This window comes from Hymenobacter sp. HDW8 (assembly GCF_011305775.1).
Lineage (GTDB): Bacteria > Bacteroidota > Bacteroidia > Cytophagales > Hymenobacteraceae > Hymenobacter > Hymenobacter radiodurans.
In genome coordinates, this window is record NZ_CP049907.1 from 2,927,923 (window position 1) to 2,947,024 (window position 19,102).

Here is a 19,102-nt window from a genome sequence, read left to right on the forward strand (position 1 = left end):
GGGGGGCAAATTTGGCTAAAACAGCTTCGGGCGCGGCTTCATAATCTTGCGCGTTCTCATGGTGTAGTGCTCCGCTACGCCCGTCCGCTGCAGCTGCACCTGCCACACGCCCATCGGCTCGCCCAGCCGAAACCCCGTGGACTTATCCGCCGGATACCGCTGCTTAATCAGAGCGTAATCGGCGGCGCTAATATCCTTGCCTACTGTGCCGTGGCAGCGTAGGCACTGCTGGTCGTTGAGGATGAGGGGGCGCTGGTAGCTAAACTGCTCCGTGTTTAATCTGCTCACGAGGCGCGTAGTATCCGGCCGAAGCTGGCTGGGGGGCAAATTTGCTTGGTTCTGCGGGTTGCGCGCCTGCTGGCTCAGGCGGCGCGGTGCGGCCTCAAGTACCTTCGCCAGCGAATCGACGGAAGCAAATGTTTCGGGGCGGCAGTAGGGGAGAGCCGCCGCTACACCGCCGCTGGCTAGCTTTTCGGCCAGTACGCGGCGCAATTCGCGGTCGGCGTGGCTGGTGAGCGAGTCGCCAGCCCAGCGCGTGGCGCGGAGCAGATCGGCGGGCATAATGCGCTTTACCGCCATGTTTTCCAGCTTGATGGCGATCTTCTTCCCGTCTTTGATGTGCTCTATCTGATCGGCGCTACAAGCGCTCAGCAGGGTGGAAAGAAGCAGAAAAGCCCCGGCAAGCGGGCGGAAACTATAGCGCATGAGGAAAGAGTAAGTCGGCACAGCAAAGAAAGGATAACCAGCGTACTAACTACCTGCTACCCCACCTCCAGGTTTCGCCAACAATTTCATCGGAGCAAAAACTCCTGCAAAGCAGCGTACTCCGGCTCTAGTAGGATACTGCGCTTAGTCCGGCTCAGCAGGCCTTGCACTGCGGTTGGTACCGGCACTACGGCTCCAATAACGGGCTTTACTACTTCCGGAAACTTCACTGGGTGCGCGGTTTCCAGGAAAATGCCTTGGTCAGTAGGGTGGTCAGTGAGATAATCTTCTAGTGCCTTCAACGCAACTGCGCCGTGAGGATCCAGCAAATAGCCCGCTTCCTGATACACGCGTTGGATGGTTTCTTTCGTCTGCTCGTCGGAAATAATAGCCCCACTCACCAGCTGACTGATATCCGGGTGGCTTTGCCCAAACAATTCCAGGATGCGGCCGAAGTTGCTGGGGTTACCTACGTCCATTGCGTTAGAAAGCGTGACGACAGCCGTGCGGGCGGTAAAAGTGCCCGTGCGCAAGTAGTCAGCCACGGCTGAATTGGCGTTGCAAGCCGCCACAAAGTGCCCGATAGGTAACCCCGACGCGTGGGCGAGCAGGCCAGCGCAGATGTTACCAAAGTTGCCGCTGGGCACCGCCACCACCGGGGGGCTTTTTTGCGTCCATTGTTGCAGGGCGTAGCAGTAATAAAACTGCTGAGGCAGCCAGCGGGCCACATTGATGGAATTGGCCGAGGTGAGCTGTCGGTGCGCGGCTACTGCAGGGTCGAGGAAAGCCTGCTTCACGAGGCGCTGGCAGTCGTCGAAGTTACCGCGCACTTCCAGCGCCGTGATGTTCTGGCCCAGCGTAGTCAACTGCAACTCCTGCAAGGCACTTACTTTGCCCGAGGGATACAGAATAACGACTTCTACGCCTTCTACGCCCAAAAATCCGTCGGCTACGGCCCCGCCCGTGTCGCCGGAAGTTGCCACCAGCACCGTAATGGTCGCTTTTTGCTGCCGCGAAAAGTAGCCAAGGCAGCGGCTCATAAACCGCGCGCCCACATCCTTAAAAGCCAGCGTCGGGCCATGAAACAGCTCCAGCGCGGCTATCCGCTCTGTTACGCGTACCAGCGGGAACTCGAAATCCACGGTTTCCGCGCAGATAGTGCGCAGCACATCAGCTGGAATGGTGTTTCCCACATACGGCCGAATAACTTCAAATGCCACCTCCGCCCGCGGCATCGTTTTGAGGTTGTTAAGCAAATCGGGCGAGAACTTTGGAACCTGCTCCGGAAAATATAAGCCGCCGTCGGGGGCCTGGCCGGCAATGGTAGCCGCCTGAAAATCAACGGACGGAGCTTGCTTATTGAGGCTATAGTAGCGCATAAACGAAGAGGAATTTAATCGTCGGTGACGGCTCTGAAACCGCACATTGGACCGGCCAGACTATTGCTTAAAGCGCACACCAGCTGAGTTAATGGTGCTGACGTGGATATGAAAATCAACGCTCAGCTTTTCATATACCACCCGCATAGCGCTGGCCACTGCCTGGGCCGTGGCTTCGTCTTCACTCAACATAAAAATAGATGGCCCAGAGCCCGAAATGCCACCGCCCAAAGCCCCCGCTTCCAAGCTACACGACTTCACGGCCGCGAACCCCGGAATCAGAATACTGCGGACCGGCTCAACGATTACATCCTCCAGTGAGCGGCCAATCAGCTGGTAATCGGCCTTTAAAAGTCCGGCTACCAATCCAGCCACGTTGGCCCACTGGTGGATAGCAGATTTCAGCGAAACCTGCTGCTTAAGCATCTGGCGGGCGTCGGCGGTGCGCACCTCAATCTGCGGGTGCACGACCGTCACGTGCAGCGGAGGCGCCGACAGCGGCACTACATCCAGCGGCTCCATAGCACGAATAAGCGTGACGCCGCCATAGATAGCCGGCGCAATATTATCGGCGTGCTGGGCACCGGAGGCCACTTCTTCCCCAAACATGGCGAAGCGAACCAGCTCCTGCTGCGAAAAAATTCCCCCCAGCAACTTATTGGCGCCTACTACGGCCCCGGCCGCGCTGGCCGCGCTACTCCCAATGCCACTGCCCGGCAGAATAGCTTTATTGATGCGCACCTCGAAGCCCGTGCCCGCTGGCGCTGCTTTCAGCAAGGCCAGCAAGGCGGCCCCAGCCACATTGCGCGCGGGATCGGTGGGGAGCTGGAAGTCGTCCTCATGCGTAATTACTACGCCCGGCTGGTCGGTGAGGCGCATGTGCATGGTATCGTAAGGCGCTTCCAGGGCGAAGCCCAGTATGTCGAACCCACATACCATATTAGCAACCGTAGCCGGCGAATACAGCGTCAGAAAATCAGAACTAGGCATAATAAAAGGGTAGAGGTGCGAATACGCATCTCAATCGTTGCGAAAGTTGGGGAATAGAAGAGGGCAAGCGCAATCAGGCTGAGGCAAGACACCAGTATGCGTCGCTACGCCCGTGCGGCCCGAATAATATCGGCGAAAACACCTGAGGCCGTGACATCAGCGCCCGCTCCGGCCCCTTTCACCACCAGCGGCTGCTCCGAATATCGATTGGTGAAGAACAGCACCGCATTGTCTTTGCCCTGCAACACGTAAAAATCATGGCCCGGCGCCACGCCCTGCAAACCAACGCTGGCCTGCCCATCGGCGTAGCGCGCCACGAACTTCAGCCGCTGGCCTTGGGCCGCTGCCGTATCATACAGGCCACGGAAATGAGCTTCGTGTACGGCCAGCTGCTGGTAAAAAGCCTCTACATCGCCTTCCAAGCAGGAAGCCGGCAAGAATGACTCGTTGTGAATATCGGTCAGCTCCATTTCCTGGCCGGCTTCCCGGGCCAAAATCAGGATTTTGCGGGCTACGTCGGTGCCGCTGAGGTCGAGGCGCGGGTCGGGCTCTGTGTAGCCTTCGGCCTGCGCTTGCCGAACGACATCAGCAAAGGGAACGGTGCCATCATAATGGTTGAAAACGAAGTTGAGCGTGCCGGATAGTACCGCTTCAATGCTCCGCACCTCGTCGCCGCTGCGTAGCAGATCGTTGAGCGAGCCAATAATAGGCAAGCCTGCGCCCACATTCGTTTCAAACAGGAATTCTGCGTTGAACTCCCGCGCTAACTCTTTAAGGTGAGCGTAACTCACATAGTCGGAAGAGCAAGCTACCTTATTGCAGGCCACCACCGCCACACTTTTCTCCAGTAGCGCAGCGTAGATCTGCGCTACATCGGCACTGGCTGTCACATCAACAAAAACCGTGTTGCGCAAATTAAGCTCGTGCAGCTGCCGAACGAGCTCCGATAAATCAAGCGGCTGCCCTTGCTCCAGTGCCGTCTGCCAGCCGTCGAGTTCAATGCCGCCGTTTTCGGTTAATACAAAGCGCTGGCTGTTAGCCAGTCCTACCACGCGCAAGTTTAGCCGCAGCTTTTCGCGCAGCCATTCCTGTTGGCGCGCCAGCTGTTCCAATAATTTGCCCCCCACATTGCCTACGCCCGCCACAAACAAGTTTACCTGCTTGGCAGTAGCCTCAAAAAATGCCTCGTGCAGCACGTTGATGGCCTTGCGCACATCGGTGGCCCGAATTACGGCCGAGATGTTACGTTCTGACGAGCCTTGGGCAATAGCGCGGATATTCACCCCATTCTGGCCCAATGCGCTAAACATGCGCCCGCTGATACCAGGGTGATTGCGCATATTATCGCCCACCAAAGCCACAATAGCCAAGTCGTTTTCGCAGCGCAGCGGCTCTACTTTGCCAGTTGCTCTTTCAGCGGTGAATTCTTCATCTACAGCCTTTTGCGCCAGTTCAGCATCGGCGGCTCGGACCGCTACGCAGATGGAATGCTCCGAGGAGCTTTGGGTAATCAGAATCACATTGATGCGCTGCTGGGCCAGTGCCCCGAACAGCCGCCGCGAGAACCCCGGAATGCCCACCATGCCGCTACCTTCCAGATTCAGCAAAGCCAGCTGCGCAATGCTCGACAGGCCCCGAACCACGTCCTTATTCGCCGGTGGATTCACTTCTACCAGCGTGCCTTCATCCTGGGGGGCAAAAGTGTTCTTGATCCAGAGGGGAATGCCCTGGCTTCTTACTGGCTGAACGGTAGGTGGATATAATACCTTGGCGCCGAAGTGCGATAGCTCCATTGCTTCCTGATAGGAAATGCGTGGGATAGGTCGGGCCAGCGTTACTAGGCGCGGGTCGGCGGTCATCATGCCGCTCACATCCGTCCAGATTTCTAGGCGCTCCGCGGCTAGCGCAGCCGCAAAAATAGCAGCCGTATAGTCGGAGCCGCCGCGCCCCAGCGTGGTCGTAACGCCCTGCGCATCGCTGCCAATAAAGCCCGGCACTATATAAACCTGACATGGCTGCGCCGCCACAAACGCCTGAATCTGCTGGTTGGTCGTCTCCCTATCGACGGTAGCGAAACCGTGGCGCGAATCAGTACGGATAAGCTGCCGGCTGTCGTACCACAGGTGAGCTACGCCTTGTGCTTTGAGGTAAGCGGCCAACAACCGCGACGACAGTATTTCGCCGAAACTCATTAGCCGGTCGAGCGTGCGGTCGGACAGCTCTCCCAAAGCAAATATGCCGTCGCAGATGCTGTCTAGCTCATTGCAGTGGGTTTTGACCAAACTCAGCACCGCGCTTTGCTCCGAAATAGGCAGTAAATCCCGCACCACACCCAAGTGTCGGTCTTCTAGGCGCTGCAATTGCGTGCGATAGTGAGACGAGCCCCCTGCGGCCAAGCGGCCGGCTTCAATCAGCGCATCCGTGGTGCCGCCAAGGGCCGATACCACTACTACCGTAGCCGTCTGCTGGGCTGCGTTTTCGACGAGTTGCGCGACGCGCTGAAGATTGGCCGCTGTCGCCACCGACGTACCTCCAAATTTGAGAACCTGCATAAGACAGAAGCTAAAGGACACAAAAAAGCCCGTCGGGACCGGCTTGGCTTCGGGTCAGGAAGCGGCCGGCGACGGGCTGCGAACATCAAGGAAAGGAGAGGTATCGCAGCCCGTCTAGCGGGTTGTAATACCTGTTGTGTAGCTAAAGGTGGGCGCGAAAAAAAAGCCCCCCAGAGCTGAAAATTTGCGAATTGAGTTAGGAAGTGCGGCCATCGGTGCAGACTTACGACGGTAAAGTAGGGATTTTCTGGAAAGGATAATATCCGATGAGCTTTATATTATTGTTAAAAAAGCCAGTTGAACGTGCTATTGTTGCGCTAGCTTTCCTAGTGCAATGCAACTTGTCGTTCGCGTGGCCTGTTTGTTTTCAGTACCTTTGCAGTCCCAATATAATTCTCTGAAGGCAAGATGCTAGAAAAACTGGAGGCCATTCGCCAACGCTACGACGACGTGAATGAGCAGCTAATGCAGCCCGAGGCGATGAGCGACATGAAGCGCTACAAATCCCTCAATAAAGAATACAAAGACCTTGGCCGCATTGTAGCTGAGTATCGCAGATACCAGGAGGTGCTCTCTAATATTGAGGGTGCTCGCGCAGTTATATCCACGGAAAAGGACGAAGATTTCCGCGAGATGGCGAAGGCTGAACTCGACGAGTTGTTGCCTGAGCAGGAGCGCCTAGAAACCGTTATCAAAGATTTGCTGCTGCCCAAAGACCCCAACGATTCCAAGGACGTAATTATGGAAATCAGAGCGGGTGCTGGCGGCGATGAGGCGGCCATTTTTGCCGGCGACTTGCAGCGGATGTACATGCGCTACGCTGAAAAGCAAAACCTGCGCATGGATCTGATTGACGCTACCGAAGGCACCAGCGGCGGCTACAAAGAGATTATTTTGTCGGTGAAGGGTGAGGATGTGTACGGCAAGCTCAAGTTTGAGAGCGGCGTACACCGCGTGCAGCGCGTACCCGCCACCGAAACACAGGGCCGCATTCATACCTCGGTAGCTTCCATCGTGGTAATGCCGGAAGCCGAGGAACTGGACGTGGAAATTGACATGAATGATGTGCGCAAGGACCTGTTTATGTCGTCGGGGCCTGGTGGACAGTCGGTAAACACGACTTACTCAGCCGTGCGCCTAACTCACTTGCCCACGGGCTTAGTGGCTCAGTGCCAAGACCAGAAGTCGCAGCTCAAAAACTTCGATAAAGCCCTGCAAGTGTTGCGCTCACGCATCTACGAAATAGAGTTAGCCAAGAAAAACGAAGCTGAAGGCGCCCAGCGCAAAAGTATGATTGGCGGGGGCGACCGTTCCGACAAGATTCGCACGTACAACTACCCACAGGGTCGGGTTACGGACCACCGCATTGGCTACACGGTATATAACTTGGCCAGCGTGATGGAAGGCAACATCGACGATTTCGTGGAGCAGCTGCGGATTGCCGAAAGCGCGGAGCGTTTGAAAGAAGGCGTATCGTAAACGTATAAAAAGCCCCCGGTGAGTGTTTTCTGTGAGAGAACACTCATCGGGGGCTTTTTAAGTTTGATTACTACTTATCTAGTTGATTCGTGCGCTTATTCTTTCCCATTCTACTCATTCTGTTCAGCTTCGCAGCCCTGCTGCCAGGCTGTGAGCCCAAAGAGGAAATTGTAACGCGCGACTCTAGTGCTCGCCTAGAGTTTTCGGCCGATACGCTGGTTTTCGACACCATATTCGTGCAAACGGGCACCGTCACGAAGCGTTTGTGGGTGTATAACCGCAACCGCCGAGCCGTGCGAGTGGAGCAAATCGGCCTAAAAACGGCCAACTCACCCTATACCCTAACTGTTAGCGGCGCTTCCGGTCCCTTGACTCAGGATGTAGAGATTCGGGGCCGTGATAGTTTGCTGTTGCTGGTGAAGGCGAAACTAGGACCGGGGACGGAGAACACTCCGTTTCTGGTAGAAGATCAAGTGCAGTTTCGCACTAATGGCAATGAGCAGCAGGTAGCGCTGGTAGCTTACGGCCAGAACGCCTACTTCCATACGGCCGAAACACTTGCTTGCAATACCGTCTGGCGGAACGATAAGCCCCACGTCATCTATGATTTCGTGCGGGTTGATGCAGGGTGCACGCTCACCATTGAGGCCGGCGCCCGGGTGTATGTGCATGCTGGGTCGGGGATTGTAATCAAAGGGCGTTTGCTGGTAAACCCGGATTTGGCCCCCAGTGAGGAGTTGAAGCCCGACGACCCCCGCTTCGTACGCTTCGCCGGCGACAGGCTCGAAGCGGCTTACCGCGAAATTCCCGGCCAGTGGCGCGGCATTCAGTTTGATGCTACCAGCCAAGGGAACGTGGTCCGCTACGCCGAAATCAAGAATGCCGGATTTGGGTTACTGGTTTTCAATCCTGAGAACCGCCAGCCTCGGCCTAATGTGTTGGTGGAGAATACTATTATCAAGAATATCTCCGGGGCTAGCCTCAACTTTGCTAGTGGCAGCGCCAGCTTTGATGGCGCCGGCATTCTTAGCTTTTCCGGCGACTTCACCCTGCGCAATTGTCTGCTCACCAACTGCGGTGAGTTTGCGGTTCGGGGCTTGCAGGGGGGCAATTTCGCGCTCAACTTCTGCACTATCGCCAACTATACGCGCGGCTTTGTGCGGCCAAATCCTTCGCTGGTTTTTTCCGATGTGCTTACGCTGGCGAATGGCCAGCCCGGCCCGTCGGTGCTACCTACGGTAAGTATTTTGAATTCCATTGTTTGGGGCGATAACGTAGATGAACTGGGGTTTGAAAACGTAAGCCGCTACGCGAATCAGATTACGGTTCGCAATAGCCTGCTCCGTACCAGGGTCTACGAGGGACCAGGCGCCGCTTCTCAGCCCGGCTTTGGCGGAACTGGCACCGACAATATCCTCAATAAGGACCCAAATTTCTACAGTTGGCCCGATCGGCCTCGGGGCAACCGTTTCGACTATCGCCTTGATACGCTTTCGCCGGCCAGTAATCGTCCTCTGCTGTCTCCCCTGCTCCCTCGCGACTTGCTCAATAAGCCCCGCGCGGCTGCCACTCCCGACATCGGTGCCTACGAGCGCTTGAATCCGTAGTTTGTCTTATGATTTGGTTTCAAAAACGTCTGCGCCTTCCCGCTGTGCGGCGGGGCTTCCATCTTATCACCGACTTACTCACGGCAGAATTGCCGGAGCTGGAAGGAATTAAAGTAGGAACTGCGCACTTTTTTATCCAGCATACGTCTGCCAGCCTGAGCATTAATGAAAACGCGGACCCCACGGTACGACAAGACTTCGAGTCGTTTTTTAGTCGTATAGCGCCCGAAAACGCTCCCTACTTCCGCCATACCCAAGAAGGCCCCGATGATATGCCGGCCCATTTGAAAGCAGCCCTTCTCGGCACGACCGTGAGTGTGCCCATCACCGATGGTCGGTTAGCATTGGGAACTTGGCAGGGAATTTATTTGGGTGAGCACCGCAACGACGGCGGGCGACGGTGGGTAGTAGCTACGCTGATGGGAAAGGCCAGCAAATAAGTAGGCCACACAGGTTTTAATTACTAAAAGACAGATTATACAAAAAAGCCCCCACTTTATCAGTGGGGGGCTTTTTTGTATAATAATAAGCAGCCGCTTACGGATTAATCGTCTCAATACTGCCGTCGGGCTTGCGCTTCAGCTCGGTTACTTTCACGTTGCGCAGCCAGGTTTTGCCTGATAGTTCGGTGTCATGGTAGAAGATGTACCACTTGCCGTCAACTTCCACGATGGAGTGGTGGGTTGTCCAGCCTTCTACAGGGTTCATAATGACGCCCTGGTAGGTGAAAGGGCCATAGGGAGAGTCACCAGTGGCATACGCGAGCAAGTGGGTGTCGCCGGTGGAGTAGGAGAAATAGTACTTGCCGTTGTACTTGTGCATCCAGCCGCCTTCAAAGAAGCGGTGCTTGTTGTCGCCCGACAAAAAGGGCTTGCCATCTTTGCCTACAATCTTTACTTCCTTTACGGGCTCCGCGAAGCTTAGCATGTCGTTGGTCAGGCGCGCTACCCGCGGACCCACGGCCTCCTCATTCGGGGCGGGCTCCTGTTCTTTGGGCTTGCTGGCGTCGTATTTACCGGTGCGCCAGCGTTGCAACTGCCCGCCCCAAATGCCTCCCACGTACATATAGGACTTGCCGTCCGTATCCGTAAACACGGCTGGGTCAATGCTTAAGCTGCCTTCTATGGGCTTGGGCTGCGCCTTGAACGGGCCTGTTGGCGACTTACTGGTGGCTACACCAATGCGGAAAATATCCTGCTTATCCTTTACCGGGAAGTAGAGGTAATACGTGCCATTCTTGAAGGCTGCATCCGGCGCCCAGAGCTGCCGCCCGGCCCAAGGAATATCTTTGATATCCAGCGCTACGCCGTGGTCCGTAACCTTGCCACCAATGCTGTCCATAGACAGAATATGGTAGTCGCGCATGGCAAAATGGTCGCCGTTGTCATTCTCCGGCATGCCCGTTTCAATGTCATGCGACGGATAGATATAGATGCGGCCATTGAACACGTGCGCGGAAGGGTCAGCCGTATAAATCTCCGAAATCAGCGGCTTGTTCAGGTACTTTTTCGCGCCAGCAGAGTCGGTAGAAGCTGTTGCTGTGGAGTCGGCCGGAGTAGTGGCTGATTCGTTTGTGGATGTCTTGCTCTGGCAAGCGCTGCCCACCGCCAGCGGAAGTAGGAAAGCAAGCGTGCGCCATGATGGTAACAGGAACTGGGGGGCTTTTTTCATAGATGATGGTTTGACCAGAAAGGAGGAGAGAAGTGGTAGCGATGCGTACGGAAGAAATGCAGAAGCAGTATAGCAGTTCAGGCTTCTGTGGCAAAGAAAATCAATTCTAAGATGTAGCGGCTACGCTCAAGGATGTTGAACACCAAGGCGCAAAGTTTGCCCCCTAAGCTAGTTTAGTACGCGCCCAGCTGCCGAATAGCGCAACGTATCGAATAGCACCAGCTTTTGCACGCCTTTCACCTGATAGTCGGACAAGCGCCCATCTGTGGTGTGCATCACCACGCGCTTTTGCGAAAAAAACAGCGGATTATCCTGCGTAAGTGTGGCCGTAATTTCCTGGGCTACAGCCGGAGTGGCGACTACCGACAAAACCGTGATGCGCTCTACAGCATTGTCAATGCCTGTTTTGCGGCAGTAAGTCCGCCGCAGTGTATCGCCCTCAGCCACCGAATCGACGGCATAAGCACCGCGCAGCGCTGGCTTGTTGATATCGGCTTGATAGAAGATTTGTAGCTCCTTGCTCCAGTCTACTTCGGGCACGCGCGTCGTCTCTATTTGCCCCCCACGTAGCTCCACGCGCTTTTCCACCGCCGGATTGCGCTGGGTTAGTTCCTGAGTTTGGGCGTCCAGAAAAGCCTTGATATCGAAATACATAGGCTTACGTGTCGCCCTCGTCGGAGTGGGGCCCGCCGCTTCAGTTCCGCAAGCCGAAGCAAGTGCAAGTAATCCCAGCAGCCAGGAGGACGCCTTACGCATTCGTAGTACTGATGGCAGCGGGTTGCAATAGCGACTGGCCCGTCATAACAGCCGGTTGGGGTATTCCCATTAGGGCTAATACAGTAGGCGCAATGTCGCCGAGTTTCCCGTCGGCCAGTGTACCACGGTACGTAGTATCCGCCAAAATGCAGGGCACCAAATTAGTTGTGTGCGCCGTATTCGGAGTGCCGTCAGGGTTGATCATCATATCAGCGTTGCCATGATCGGCAATAATGATACAGGCATAGTCACTGGCTAAAGCAGCCTCTACTACGTCTTTAGCGCAGGCATCTACGGTTTCTACAGCTTTCACTGCTGCCTCAAAGACACCCGTGTGACCTACCATATCGGGATTGGCGAAGTTGAGTACCACAAAGTCGGCTGATCGAGCCAGTAGCTCCGGCACCAGCGCGTCGCGCAGGTCGTAGGCACTCATCTCCGGCTTCAGGTCGTAGGTGGCAACCTTGGGAGAAGGGCGCATAATGCGGGTTTCACCCGCAAATACCGTTTCGCGGCCACCCGAAAAGAAAAACGTTACGTGCGGATACTTCTCCGTTTCGGCTATTCGAATCTGCGTTTTGCCCGCTTCAGCCAATACTTGGCCTAATGTGTCGTCCAGATTATCCTTCTCAAAAATCGGCGTCACTCCTACAAAGGTGGCGTCGTAGTTCGTGAGGGTGAGATAATGCAGATTGAGCCGATGCATGTTGAACGCATGGAAATCCTGCTGGGTGAGTGCCTGCGTGATTTCCCGGCCCCGGTCGGTACGGAAGTTAAAGCAGATCACTACGTCCCCTTCCTGAATAGTAGCTATCGGCTGACCATCAGCCCCCACTTTCACGATGGGAAGCAGGAATTCGTCCGTCACGCCCTCCTTATAAGAGTCAAGCATGCTCTGAATCAGATTTTGCGACGGCGTACCTTTGCCATTTACCAGCAAGTCGTACGCTACTTTGATCCGCTCCCAGCGGTTGTCGCGGTCCATAGCATAGTAGCGCCCCACAATGGTGGCAATCTTGGCGCTATTCCGCTCCAGGTGCTTCTCTAAGTCGTTGACGTAATTTACGCCGCCTTTCGGATCCGTGTCACGCCCGTCGGTAAAAGCATGAATAAACACCTTGTGCACATCGGCGTCGTGCGCCAGTGTGCAAAGAGCTTTCAGGTGCTCGATGTGCGAATGTACGCCCCCATCAGAGAGTAACCCCATGAAATGCAGGTTCTTACCATTGGTGCGCGCGTACTCAAATGCTTTTTCCAGCGCGGGGATAGTTCCTAGCTTACGTTCCCGGATAGCTTTATTGACTCGGACTAAATCCTGGTAAACCACACGGCCAGCTCCTATATTCATGTGCCCTACTTCCGAGTTGCCCATCTGGCCATCGGGCAAGCCTACAGCTTCACCTGAAGCCTGTAGGCGACTGTGAGGAAAACGTTGAAAAAGGGAGTCAACGAACGGAGTATTAGCAGCATCAATGGCCGAAACAGCTTTGTTTTGAGCCAGACCCCAGCCATCCAGAATAACGAGCAGCACCTGTTTGTTCATACCCACAAAGATAAGGGTAGGGACCCGAACCCTAGATTGTGTTCTTCCCAGATCTTTTCAATTATCTTAGGACTGGTGCAAATTAGTGGGGAATAAATCAATTTATCGCCTATTGGCATAGTTTTGGAGTTAACACTTTCGTACTTTTCCACTGTATGAAACGCAAAGTTTTTCGGGCTTGCCTGCTGGTTTGGCTAGGACTACTCTCCATAGCGAGCTATGCACAAAGCGAAGCCTTTGGAGCCGTTCGGGGCGCCATTCGCAATGGGTCAGCTCAAGAGTTAGCTCCTTACTTAGGTGCTAAAGTAGAGTTGAGCTACGATGGGGACAAGAAAAGCTACAGCGCTGCTGAAGCCGAATCAGCCCTCAAAAACTTTTTTACTAAAAACCCTCCTGCCGCTTTTGACTTTATACATCAGGGAAGCAGTAATGAGGGAACCAAGTACGCTATCGGCAAATACACGGGCAAAGCGGGTACCTACCGGGTATTCGTGAAGATGAAGCCCGGCGGTGGCTCACCCACCATCGACACAATTGACTTCACTCAGGAATAACGGCCGGGTAACCGGCTTAGTATACCCAGACAAAGAATTTTTTATATGAAACGAATACTACTCCAGTTCTGCGCCATTCTATGGTTTGCTTTGCTGGCTGTTGGAGTACAAGCACAAGGAGAGTCGCTAGGGGCTGTTAAGGGGGCAATTCGCAATGGCTCGGCCCGTGACCTTTCGCAATTCTTTGGCCCTACGGTAGAGCTCGCCTTCGATGGTGATAAGCAAAGCTACAGTGCCACCCAGGCCGAGTTTGTGATGAAGGACTTCTTCGCCAAAAACTCTCCGGCCAGTTTTGAGTACGATCATCAAAAAACCAGTGCTGAGAGTATTCAATATGCGGCCGGCAAATACGTTGGCAAAACCGGTTCTTACCAAGTGTTTGTGCAAATGAAGCCTATCGGTGGCGCTTTGGTCATCGACTCTATTAACTTTACAAAAGAGTAAAGCGCAGGCTGACCGGCCTAGGTCTATCACATTAGCTATACATTTCAAACCCAGCATCGACCAGATGCTGGGTTTATTGTTTTCAGGCATATTTAAGCGCTGATGGCCTGTGCCGTACGAAGAGCCCGAGGAGCAGAGGCTTTGTCAGGTGGTTTTTCTATTTTTGCACTGTGCAAAACGCTCCCTACCTCACCCCTGAAGCCATATCCACGTTTATCCGCACGGCCTTGGCCGAAGATGTGGGCGACGGCGACCATTCTTCTCTCGCTTCTATTCCAGCGGATGCTCAGAATCGGGCACATTTATTAGTGAAAGATAAAGGTGTGCTGGCTGGTGTTGCCTTGGCGCATCAGATTTTTCGTGCTGTCGATCCTGATCTGCGAGTAGAGGAACTGCTGAGCGATGGAGCCCGCGTTCAGGATGGAAATATTGCTTTTCGCGTAGAGGGGCGCTCGCAGAGTATCCTGACGGCTGAGCGGCTGGTGCTCAACTGCATGCAGCGGATGAGTGGCATTGCCACGCACACGGCGCATCTGACCAGCCTCATTCACGGTACCAGTGCCCAGCTGCTCGATACACGCAAAACCACTCCCAACTTTCGTCTTTGTGAGAAATGGGCGGTTCTTATTGGGGGCGGGGTAAACCACCGCTACGGTCTGTTTGATCAAATTATTCTCAAGGACAACCACGTAGATTACGCTGGTGGAATTCGGGCCGCTATTGAAGCCACGCATGCATATCTGAAGCGCACGGGTCGCCAGCTACCCATTGAAATAGAAACCCGTACCCTGGCCGAAGTACAAGAGGCACTTGATACGGGCGGCATCGACCGTATTATGCTCGATAATATGCCCCCCAGTCAGTTGCGGGAGGCGGTAGCACTTATCGGGGGCGTTTTCCTACGGAGGCGTCGGGTGGCATTACGGAAGATACCATTGCCGCCGTGGCCGCCACGGGTGTCGACTTTATTTCTGTGGGGGCGCTTACTCACTCACTCAAAAGCTTAGACTTAAGTCTTAAAGCGTACTAAGTGGTTATCGGAGCCGCACAGACCCCACAGATTAGCCATTTACCCATTCAGCAATTCCCATTACTCTAATGCAGCAACCAAATCAACGGGGCTTCCGTCAGGCGCAAGGAGCCGCGCCACTGGCCATCCGTACCAAGAAATACCAATTGAACACCAATACCTATACCCGCATGGCCATGACGCAGGTGTGGAAAAAGGAGTGGTGGTATGCGCTTATTCCGCTGGCCATCGGGCTGTTGCCGGCTCTCATCTGGCCTTCGTGGTGGTGGATAGGCTTAGCGGTTCTGCTGACCGTGCTATTTGTGCTCCTGCGCTCAGCTCAGATTACGAGCGTGACGCAGATGGAGCAGAGCAAGCCGTTATTTGAGCGGTTTAACTACGAGATTGATCAGCGCCAGATTTTGCTCCGCCTGAATGAAAAGCAAGGCATGAACTTAAGCTGGGACATGATTGGGCGGGCTCAGCGCGATGTTGAGGGCTTTACAATGTGGCTGCGCCCCGGCGAGGCGCCTGGTGAGATAGCGGGATGGCGACGCTGGATTGCGCGCACCTTTGATGTACCCGTATTCTTGCTGTTGCCTTTACGAATCTTTAATTCGCCCAATGATATAAAGCTGTTTGATGCCATGCTGCGCCGCAAAAACCTGCTGCCGGCCGCACCAACAGCCTCCGCTGATGCACCGGCTGCGTAACATTTGCCCCCCAGGGTCGGTAACCCTTACTTAGCGGAATGGTTTGCTGGCTCGCTGCTCGGAAAAGCAGCGAGCCAGGTAATTGCTCAGCCTTCATCTAGCTCATCTCAGTTTAACTCTATGAATAAGAACCTGTTGCTCTCTGGCGTGGCCAGCCTCGCCTTATCAATGTCTGCTTGTAGCAGCGAGCCTTCTTCCTTCCGTCCCGATAAGCAAGTGTCGGTTGATCAAGTGGCGCCCGGCTCCCGTTCGTCTGACAATTTTGACCAAGGCACAGCCTACGAAACCAACCAAGCAAAAGGCGCCGCAATTCCAAAGCCAGTTAGCTCGGCAGTAGAAGGCGTTGACGGCAAGCCCAAGCCTTCGGCCGAAGCTAGCATCTCGGCTAACGCCGAGGAAGCGATGCGCACCAATAGAAAAGAAGAAGCCGCTAAGATCAACGCTAAGCCTAGCCAAGCCGATACTATGGCAAACGGCAGCGAGATTCAGCGCTAAATTATTTAAGAAGCTTGCATTCAGTGACTTAATAATAGCCGCCGTTGGCATCGTGCCAACGGCGGCTATTACTTTAGCTGCTATTCTCAATAACCTCTGGGGGGCAAATCTCTTGCTCACAGCCGCTATAATGACAGCTCATCCGCCAGAAAAAGTTATTTTATTTGTAACATTGTTGCAAATATCGTTTATCAGTACTCTCTAAAAGTGCTTGTCTGGCCAGCAGGCATCTCCTTCCAATCCATTCATGTTGCACCCTACTATTGAGTGGTTTGTTAGTTGGTTTGACTCCCCTTATTACCATCTGCTCTACCACGACCGTAACGAGGAAGAGGCGAAAGCTTACATTGATGCTTTGCTGGATCATCTACGGGTCAAGCCGGATGCGAAGCTGCTCGATCTGGCGTGTGGCAAAGGCCGCCACTCGGTTTACCTAAGCCAGAAAGGCTACGAAGTCACAGGCGTCGATCTGTCGCCGGAGAGCATCACTTACGCGCAGGGATTTGCGCACGAGCACCTGCATTTCCAGGTGCATGATATGCGCAATCCGCTGCCTTTCGGGCCATTCGATTTTATTTTCAACTTGTTTACGAGCTTCGGCTACTTTGCTCACGAGACGGAAAACATCGTGGCGTTACGCTCCGCAGCGGCGGCGTTGCGGCCGGGGGGCAAAATGGTGATTGACTTTATGAATACTGAGCGCACGTTGCGCGAGTTAGTACTCGAAGAAGAGAAAACCGTTAGGGGTATCACCTTCCACATCACCCGCCGCCTCGATGACGGATTTATCGTCAAAACGATTCGCTTTCAGGATGCGCTCGGGTATGAGCAGCAATTCGAGGAGCGGGTTCGAGCGCTGAGCTTAGACAACTTTGAAGAATATTTTCAGATGGCGGGGCTGCGCTTAGCTGAAGTGTTGGGCGACTATCAGCTAGGTCCGTATAACGAAGCCCTTAGCCCCCGAATGATCTTTATAGTAAAAAAATAGGGGTGATGGACCAACAACAGGGTAGCTATATCCTGCTTCACTATTCCCTTTATTAGTGCATACCTAATCAATACAGTACCCATGTGGATTGCCGTTCTGCTACTATTTCTAACCGTGTTGGGCGCGGGCCTGCTTACGCGTTTGCTGCCTACGGCCCGCACTACGTGGATGAAGCCGCTGCTAGCGTTTAGTGGAGCTTACCTGTTTACCCTCACCATCACCCACCTGCTGCCCGAAGCCTTGCTGCTGGTGCCCACCGATGAGATGCACCGCATCGGTTATTATGTGCTGGGGGGCTTTTTTGGGCAGCTATTGCTGGAAGTCTTCTCGCAAGGTGTTGAGCACGGCCACATTCATCACAATACGGCGCATGATGGGCAGGTGCCCTTTCTGCTCCTGTTCTCGCTGGTAATCCATTCTTTTCTGGAAGGTAGTATTCTGATTAAGCAGCCCGACGCCACGCTCACCAACGAGAACTTTTATGCGATTCTGTGGGGCGTAGCCTTGCACCACATCCCAGCCGCATTCGCCCTGATGGCAGCACTGCTGTTGCGCCTGCACAGTTTCAAGCGGGCTCTGCCGTATCTGGTGCTGTTTGCGCTGGCTGCGCCCATAGGCATTGTGGTCAGCAATTATGTAGTCTTAGAGGATCTGATGACTGGCGGCTTGTATGCCGCACTGCTAGGCTTGGTCGCGGGCAATTTTCTTCACGTATCGACTACCATTCTTTTCGAAACCAGCCCAGAGCATCGTCTCAATTGGCCTAAGCTTGGCGCTACGCTGGCTGGTACGCTGCTGGCGCTGGCCATTGATGTTTAGCAGTAGCCGCCGCTACAGATCTACCAGCGGGCCTGATTTGTTCAGAAAATACTCCAGCTGGGCAACGCGGGCACGCTGATGGGCTAATTCAGCTTGGAGTTCCAGCAAGCGCCGCCGCATAGCCATTACAACGTCGATTCCTTCCGCGCTCAGGCCTAGTTCATGGTGCAGGCGGGCCAATCGGGCTAGGTCGTCGGGCTCGGCGCGGAGCGTGTCGGGCGTATCAGCGGGGTGCAGGAGGCCTAAGTCTACAAACTCTTGAAGGTCAAGCTCGCTGAGGCCGTAGCGGATGGCGCAGTCGTGGAAGGTAATGGTGATAATGGACGACGTTTCCATAGCAGATCGTAAATAGCGTGTGGCAACGGCAAATGGAGATTAGATCATGACGCTTCGCCCCGAAGTTGGGCCAACTGTCGAAACAGCTCCTTTTCTTTCTCCGTGAGGTGCTGAGGCAAGGTCAGATCCAGGCGCAGATACAAGTCGCCGAACTGGCCGGGCTGCTTATAAATGGGGAAGCCTTTGCCCCGCAAACGTAGGCGGGTGCCGTTCTGGGTTTCAGGTTTTACACTGATCTTAACCGGCCCCGATAGCGTATCGACCACCTGCTGACCGCCGAGCAGCGCGGTATAAATGCTCACCGGCACATCCAGCGTTAGGTCGGCGCCATTGCGGGTGTAGCGCGGGTCGGGGGCAATGCGAAACGTAATGTAGAGCGAACCGGCCGGGCCACCGTTGCGACCGGGCGCACCCTGGTCGCGCAGCCGGATGGTCTGGCCATCTTCTACGCCAGGCTGAATGTTAATACGCAGCTTTTTGCCATTGACAGTGAGCGTGCGTGGGCCGCCTTCGTAGGCCTCAGCCAAAGTCAATTCCAGCTCAGCCTGATAATCCTGCCCGGCGCTGGCTCGTGCAGAATGCCCCCCAGCGCGACCTTCGCCCCCCATACCACCGAAAATGGAGCTAAAGAAATCAGAGAAGTCGGTGTTGCCGAATGGGTCGCTGCCACCGGCCTGGCCGTAGCCGCCAAAGCCACCGGGCTGCCCATACTGCGACCAGTCGAAGCCGCCCCCGCCGGCGCGGCCCGCACCGGCGGTTTGTTGATAGCGTTGCCAATCGGCCCCTAGCTGGTCGTACTTGCGCCGTTTTTCCTCGTCGCTGAGCACTTCGTTGGCCTCATTTATCTCTTTAAACTTGCGCTCAGCCTCCGCATTGTTCGGGTTTACGTCGGGATGATACTGACGGGCCAGCTTGCGATATGCCTTCTTGATCTGGTCGGTAGTAGCCGATTTATCCAGCCCCAGCGATTTATAATAATCCTTGTATTCCACTTGGTGCGTTAGTGAAGGTTGAATGCTGAATTTTAACGGAATAAACGACTTCGGCTTTTAGATATCAACT

Annotated in this window: 18 protein-coding genes and 1 pseudogene; 10 read left to right on the top strand and 9 right to left on the bottom strand. The window is 54.7% G+C overall.

The genetic code is table 11. The features are described 5' to 3' along the window. Positions 1–15: 15 nt before the first annotated feature. The 4 genes from G7064_RS12440 to thrA form a co-directional block, all read right to left on the bottom strand. Entirely contained in the window at positions 16–705 is a 690-nt protein-coding gene (locus tag G7064_RS12440) for a DUF3365 domain-containing protein (protein WP_166073828.1), read from the bottom strand. A gap of 86 nt (positions 706–791) precedes the next feature. After that, on the bottom strand, positions 792–2,084 hold the full coding sequence (gene thrC, locus G7064_RS12445; RefSeq protein WP_166073829.1) for a threonine synthase: 1,293 nt from the start codon (positions 2,082–2,084) through the stop codon (positions 792–794). Positions 2,085–2,144: 60 nt separating this feature from the next. After that, positions 2,145–3,074, bottom strand: coding sequence for a homoserine kinase (locus G7064_RS12450; RefSeq protein WP_166073830.1), 930 nt, complete (start codon positions 3,072–3,074; stop codon positions 2,145–2,147). A 104-nt stretch (positions 3,075–3,178) separates the two neighbouring features. Next, positions 3,179–5,626 carry a bifunctional aspartate kinase/homoserine dehydrogenase I gene (gene thrA, locus G7064_RS12455; RefSeq protein ID WP_166073831.1) on the bottom strand — a complete coding sequence of 816 codons (2,448 nt, stop codon included), beginning with the start codon at positions 5,624–5,626 and terminating at the stop codon, positions 3,179–3,181. 408 nt (positions 5,627–6,034) lie between these two features. On the opposite strand from thrA, the gene prfA reads away from it, so the two are divergent. The 3 genes from prfA to G7064_RS12470 all read left to right on the top strand — a co-directional run bounded on the left by prfA (position 6,035) and on the right by G7064_RS12470 (position 9,152). After that, complete coding sequence (prfA, locus tag G7064_RS12460; protein ID WP_166073832.1) at positions 6,035–7,105, top strand: peptide chain release factor 1; 1,071 nt, start codon at positions 6,035–6,037, stop codon at positions 7,103–7,105. Positions 7,106–7,194: 89 nt separating this feature from the next. Further along, positions 7,195–8,712, top strand: coding sequence for a hypothetical protein (locus tag G7064_RS12465; protein ID WP_166073833.1), 1,518 nt, complete (start codon positions 7,195–7,197; stop codon positions 8,710–8,712). An 8-nt stretch (positions 8,713–8,720) separates the two neighbouring features. Then, entirely contained in the window at positions 8,721–9,152 is a 432-nt protein-coding gene (locus G7064_RS12470; protein WP_205711113.1) for a secondary thiamine-phosphate synthase enzyme YjbQ, read from the top strand. Positions 9,153–9,249: 97 nt separating this feature from the next. Here G7064_RS12470 and G7064_RS12475 read toward each other — a convergent pair whose 3' ends face one another. The 3 genes from G7064_RS12475 to gpmI form a co-directional block, all read right to left on the bottom strand. After that, positions 9,250–10,383, bottom strand: coding sequence for a glycoside hydrolase family 43 protein (locus G7064_RS12475; RefSeq protein ID WP_166073834.1), 1,134 nt, complete (start codon positions 10,381–10,383; stop codon positions 9,250–9,252). A gap of 168 nt (positions 10,384–10,551) precedes the next feature. Further along, complete coding sequence (locus G7064_RS12480; protein ID WP_166073836.1) at positions 10,552–11,037, bottom strand: hypothetical protein; 486 nt, start codon at positions 11,035–11,037, stop codon at positions 10,552–10,554. A 94-nt stretch (positions 11,038–11,131) separates the two neighbouring features. Next, on the bottom strand, positions 11,132–12,682 hold the full coding sequence (gene gpmI, locus G7064_RS12485; protein WP_166073837.1) for a 2,3-bisphosphoglycerate-independent phosphoglycerate mutase: 1,551 nt from the start codon (positions 12,680–12,682) through the stop codon (positions 11,132–11,134). Between the two features lie 155 nt (positions 12,683–12,837). Between gpmI and G7064_RS12490 the strand changes: the two genes are divergently transcribed. The 7 genes and pseudogenes from G7064_RS12490 (at position 12,838) to G7064_RS12520 (ending at position 17,704) form a co-directional block, all read left to right on the top strand. Then, positions 12,838–13,236, top strand: coding sequence for a DUF4783 domain-containing protein (locus G7064_RS12490; protein ID WP_133274458.1), 399 nt, complete (start codon positions 12,838–12,840; stop codon positions 13,234–13,236). A gap of 45 nt (positions 13,237–13,281) precedes the next feature. Beyond that, positions 13,282–13,680: a DUF4783 domain-containing protein gene (locus tag G7064_RS12495; protein WP_133274457.1), complete on the top strand. Its 399-nt coding sequence runs from the start codon at positions 13,282–13,284 to the stop codon at positions 13,678–13,680. A gap of 170 nt (positions 13,681–13,850) precedes the next feature. Continuing rightward, positions 13,851–14,710: pseudogene (gene nadC, locus G7064_RS12500) on the top strand (carboxylating nicotinate-nucleotide diphosphorylase). A 68-nt stretch (positions 14,711–14,778) separates the two neighbouring features. Then, entirely contained in the window at positions 14,779–15,402 is a 624-nt protein-coding gene (locus G7064_RS12505) for a hypothetical protein (RefSeq protein WP_166073838.1), read from the top strand. A 120-nt stretch (positions 15,403–15,522) separates the two neighbouring features. Further along, on the top strand, positions 15,523–15,897 hold the full coding sequence (locus G7064_RS12510; RefSeq protein ID WP_166073839.1) for a hypothetical protein: 375 nt from the start codon (positions 15,523–15,525) through the stop codon (positions 15,895–15,897). 247 nt (positions 15,898–16,144) lie between these two features. Next, complete coding sequence (locus tag G7064_RS12515) at positions 16,145–16,885, top strand: SAM-dependent methyltransferase (RefSeq protein WP_166073840.1); 741 nt, start codon at positions 16,145–16,147, stop codon at positions 16,883–16,885. An 81-nt stretch (positions 16,886–16,966) separates the two neighbouring features. Further along, complete coding sequence (locus G7064_RS12520; protein WP_166073841.1) at positions 16,967–17,704, top strand: ZIP family metal transporter; 738 nt, start codon at positions 16,967–16,969, stop codon at positions 17,702–17,704. A 12-nt stretch (positions 17,705–17,716) separates the two neighbouring features. On the opposite strand, the gene G7064_RS12525 is transcribed toward G7064_RS12520, so the two are convergent. Both G7064_RS12525 and G7064_RS12530 read right to left on the bottom strand, forming a co-directional pair. Beyond that, entirely contained in the window at positions 17,717–18,040 is a 324-nt protein-coding gene (locus G7064_RS12525) for a chaperone modulator CbpM (RefSeq protein ID WP_166073842.1), read from the bottom strand. 44 nt (positions 18,041–18,084) lie between these two features. Continuing rightward, positions 18,085–19,032, bottom strand: a complete 948-nt coding sequence (locus tag G7064_RS12530) for a DnaJ C-terminal domain-containing protein (RefSeq protein WP_166073843.1) — start codon at positions 19,030–19,032, stop codon at positions 18,085–18,087. Between the last annotated feature and the right edge of the window lie 70 nt (positions 19,033–19,102).